Origin of the sequence: Mesorhizobium sp. M7A.F.Ca.AU.001.01.1.1 (assembly GCF_004022735.1) — a bacterium.
Lineage (GTDB): Bacteria > Pseudomonadota > Alphaproteobacteria > Rhizobiales > Rhizobiaceae > Mesorhizobium > Mesorhizobium ciceri.
The window spans coordinates 1-3,590 of sequence record NZ_RZPF01000675.1; the positions used below are offsets into that span (position 1 = coordinate 1).

General features: G+C 62.5%; 5 protein-coding genes. 2 read left to right on the plus strand and 3 right to left on the minus strand.

Going from position 1 to position 3,590, the window contains the following annotated elements; translation table 11 throughout:
• The 3 genes from waaC to rfaD form a co-directional block, all read right to left on the minus strand.
• Positions 1–445 (minus strand): lipopolysaccharide heptosyltransferase I (waaC, locus tag EN884_RS29580; protein WP_128360902.1); only part of this gene is annotated, 445 nt, incomplete at its 3' end.
• Positions 442–1,449: a lipopolysaccharide heptosyltransferase II gene (waaF, locus tag EN884_RS29585; RefSeq protein ID WP_063168813.1), complete on the minus strand. Its 1,008-nt coding sequence runs from the start codon at positions 1,447–1,449 to the stop codon at positions 442–444. The genes waaF and waaC, both read right to left, overlap by 4 nt.
• Positions 1,422–2,378 (minus strand): ADP-glyceromanno-heptose 6-epimerase, encoded by a 957-nt coding sequence (gene rfaD / locus EN884_RS29590; RefSeq protein WP_063170316.1) that lies wholly within the window; start codon positions 2,376–2,378, stop codon positions 1,422–1,424. The genes waaF and rfaD overlap by 28 nt, the downstream gene beginning before the upstream one ends.
• Here rfaD and EN884_RS39855 point away from each other — a divergent pair.
• Together EN884_RS39855 and EN884_RS29605 are read left to right on the plus strand one after the other, a co-directional pair.
• A complete protein-coding gene (locus EN884_RS39855) occupies positions 2,350–2,763 on the plus strand; it encodes a type II toxin-antitoxin system Phd/YefM family antitoxin (protein WP_224675156.1) in 414 nt (137 codons plus the stop codon). The genes rfaD and EN884_RS39855 overlap by 29 nt on opposite strands.
• Before the next feature lie 440 nt (positions 2,764–3,203).
• A partial coding sequence (locus EN884_RS29605; RefSeq protein WP_164895229.1) for a LysE family translocator occupies positions 3,204–3,590 on the plus strand: 387 nt, incomplete at its 3' end.

Sequence of the window (3,590 nt, forward strand, 5' to 3'; positions counted from 1 at the left end):
GGCGAAGCAACCGCGGCGGCCGTTCGATGGCGTGGAGATCGCGCGGGACGGCATACGTGGCATCGTAGAACAGCGTCGCCGAGGGTTCGCGCGCGCTCGAACGGTCGAAGCCGGCAATGGGTGAGCCCGCCTGTCTTGCCACCAGGGCCGATTTCAGCAGGCCTTGCGCGTCGATGACCAGATCGTAGCGGCAATTGCGCAAGGTGCGGCGCAGGGCGGCCGCCTCGCGCCAGGTGGCGCCGTCAAGCAGCGCCTTGCGCCAGCGCCGGATCGCCACCGTATGAATCTTGTCGATCGCCGGGTGAAGCGCGACGATTCCGGCGAATGCCTCTTCGACGCACCAGTCGAAGGTCAGGTCCGGGCGGTGGCGACGGGCATCCTCGACCGCCGGAAAGGTGTGGATGACATCGCCCATCGACGACGTCTTGACGATCAGCACCTTCATGCCGCGGCCGGAATTTCCAGCAGCCGGTCCGCCGCTGCCGCGACCTGGCCGACTTCCAGCGTCTTCAGGCAGTTGAGGTGGCCGAGCGGACAGACCTTCTGGTGGCAGGGCGAGCACGACAGGCCGAGCCAGACCAGCTCGCGGCGCTCCGCCAGCGGTGGTGTGTTTTCGGGCGAGGTCGAGCCGTAGACGGCGACGATCGGCGTGCCGACGGCGGCCGCGACATGCATCAGTCCGCTGTCGTTGGACACAGCCAGCCTGGCGGCGGATATCAGGTCGATGGCGTCCTCCAGCCGCGTCTGTCCGGCGAGGTCGACGACGCCGGGGGCCAGGGCTGCGATCTCCGCCGTCACGTCGCGGTCGTTCTTCGAGCCGAACAGCGCAACCTTCAAGCCTTTGCCCATGAAGCCGCTGGCAAGCCCGGCATAGCTTTCGCTGGGCCAGCGCTTGGCAGGGCCGAATTCCGCGCCGGGCATCAGGGCCACGAATTTCTGCGGCGCCAGCCCGAAACGGCCGAGCAGGTCGACCTGGTTTTTCGTGTCCACGCTAAGCCGGGGCGCCCGGAAACTGCCGCCCTGGGCAAGGCCGAAATAGGCCTGCGCGGTGCGTCGTTTGATGCTGTCGGGCAATGGCACGACGTCGGTCAGCAGGCCATAGCGCATCTCGCGCAGATTGCCGACACGGCGCGGAATGCGGGCAAAGAACGGAATCAGCGCCGACTTCCAGCTGCCCGGCAGGATATAGGCCATGTCGTAGCGGCCGCGCAGCAGGCGGCCGAAGCGGCGGCGATGGGTGAATTCGAGCGCGCCGGGTTTGAGCGGAAAATCGATCTGCTGGCGGATTTCGGGCATGCGCTTGACCAGGGGTGCTGCCCAGGCAGGCGCCAGCACATCGATGGCGGCGTTGGGATGCAACTCCTTCAGCGCCGAAAACAGGCACTGCGCCATCACCATGTCGCCCACCCAGCGTGGGCCGATCACGAGGATCGTTGGGCTTTCAGCCATTCGACATAGTCTCTGACACCGGTTTCCACTGTCCGGAATTGGCCATTGTAACCGGCCGCGCGCAAACGGGACATATCAGCTTGCGTAAAGCTCTGGTAGCTGCCCTTGAGATGGTCGGGAAAGGGGATGAATTCAATCTCCCCTTTACCCAACGTGTCGATCACCGTTTCGGCGATGGCGCGGAAGGGCTGGGCACGGCCGGTGCCGCAATTGAAGATGCCGCTTGAGCCCCGTTTCCACAGCCACAGATTGACGTCGGCGACATCACCGACATGGATGAAGTCACGGCTTTGTTCGCCGGGTCCGAATCCGTCATAGGCGCCGAACAGTTTCGGGTTCTCGCCTCGCTCGACCTGGTTGAACAGATGGAAGGCGACGGAGGCCATGGCGCCCTTGTGCGCTTCGCGCGGGCCATAGACGTTGAAGTAGCGCAAGCCTACGACCTGTGAATGGTCGGCCTGCCCGGCGAACACGGTTCGCCTGACATAGTCGTCGAACAGCTTCTTGGAATAGGCGTATACGTTGAGCGGCCGTTCCAACGCGGGATCCTCGAGGAACTCCGAGCCGCCGCCATAGACGGAAGCCGAGGAGGCATAAAGGAAAGGCACGCGCAAACTCTGGCTTGCATGCAGCAACCGTTTCGAGAAGGCGTAATTCACCTCCATCATGAATTTGCCGTTCCACTCGGTGGTGGTCGAGCAGGCGCCCTGGTGGAACACGGCCTCGATGCGGCCGAGCGAGCCGGCCTCCATGCGGGGCAGGAAATCGTCCTTGTCGAGATAGTCGGCGATCTTGAGATCGGCAAGATTGACGATCTTGTGACCGTCGGTAAGGTCGTCGACGACGAGGATGTCGTCATGCCCTTCGGCATTCAGCGCGGCGACGATGTTGGAGCCGATCATGCCGGCGCCGCCCGTGACGATGATCATGAAGGACCTCTGGTTGCTTGCGATTCCGGTCCTTATAGGGGAGGCTAGCCGGGCTGTCGACAAAGCCAGGTGCATGCGCCTGTCCTGCCATTTTATGCGCTTGTCTGTTTTGTCTATTTTGTCTATTATGGACAAAACAGGGTATCCCATGAAAAACTATCCGTCGACCGATCTGAAACAGAATCTTGGAGATGTGCTTGCAGCTGCCAGCCAGCAGCCGGTCTCCATCACTCGCCACAACAAGCCGAGATACGTCCTGATGAGCATCGAGGCCTACGAAGCGCGCTTCGGCAACGACAGCCGCCGCGTCTACGCTGCGAAGGACGCCCCGACCGAACATGTCGAGATGCTCGAGGAGTACGCCGCGGAATTGGACCGTGATTAAACCCGCTGCTGCGGACGTCTGGCGATATCCATATCTTTGGCATCGCCAACACGGAGACGGCGAGACCGAAGGCCGGAAGTCACGGCCTGTGGCCTTTGTGGCTGTCCTTCCTGGGAAAGCCGGGGGTACCAACCTCTTCATACTTGCAATCACTTCCACACAGCCGGGTCGTGATCGCGTTGCAGTCAGCATCCCGGAAATTGAACGCCACCGTGCGGGCCTCGATCCTATGCCCCTTTGGGTCATGGTCGATGAGTACAATCATGATATCCTGGAAGCGTCGGCCTATTTCGAGCCGGGTGCGCGAATTGGCGCGTTCAGCCCGTCATTTCACAAGAAAATTATGTTCGCTTTTACTGCGGTTGTCCGCACGGGTCAGTCCAAAGCAATCCCGCGCGGACTGAATCGACAGGGCAGAGCACGATCGTGAGGGACCAAAAATGCCATCGACCGAACTGCTCATCGCGTTTTTCGCCACCACGGCGATCTTCGCCTACATTCCAGGCCCGGCCATGCTCTATGCCGCCGCGCAGACGATGGCGCGCGGCCGCTGGTCCGGCCTGACGGCGGCGCTGGGCATTCATCTGGGCGGCTACGTGCATGTTTTCGCCGCGGCCGCCGGGCTGTCGGTGCTGTTTCATGCCGTGCCGACGCTCTACCTGGCGGTCAAGCTGGTCGGTGCGCTCTATCTGATCTGGCTTGGCATCTCGCTGTTTCGCAAGCGCGCGGACGGCGATGCGGCGCTGCCCGCGATCGAGCGCAAATCGGCGCGGCGCGCCTTTTTCGAGAGCATCACCGTCGAGGTGCTCAATCCGAAGACAGCGATC

Coding starts and splice junctions, on each gene's coding strand:
- waaF (WP_063168813.1), bottom strand. CDS start 1,449: ATGGCTGAAAGCCCAACGATCCTCGTGATCGGCCCACGCTGGGTGGGC.
- EN884_RS39855 (WP_224675156.1), top strand. CDS start 2,350: ATGCCGGCGCCGCCCGTGACGATGATCATGAAGGACCTCTGGTTGCTT.
- rfaD (WP_063170316.1), bottom strand. CDS start 2,378: ATGATCATCGTCACGGGCGGCGCCGGCATGATCGGCTCCAACATCGTC.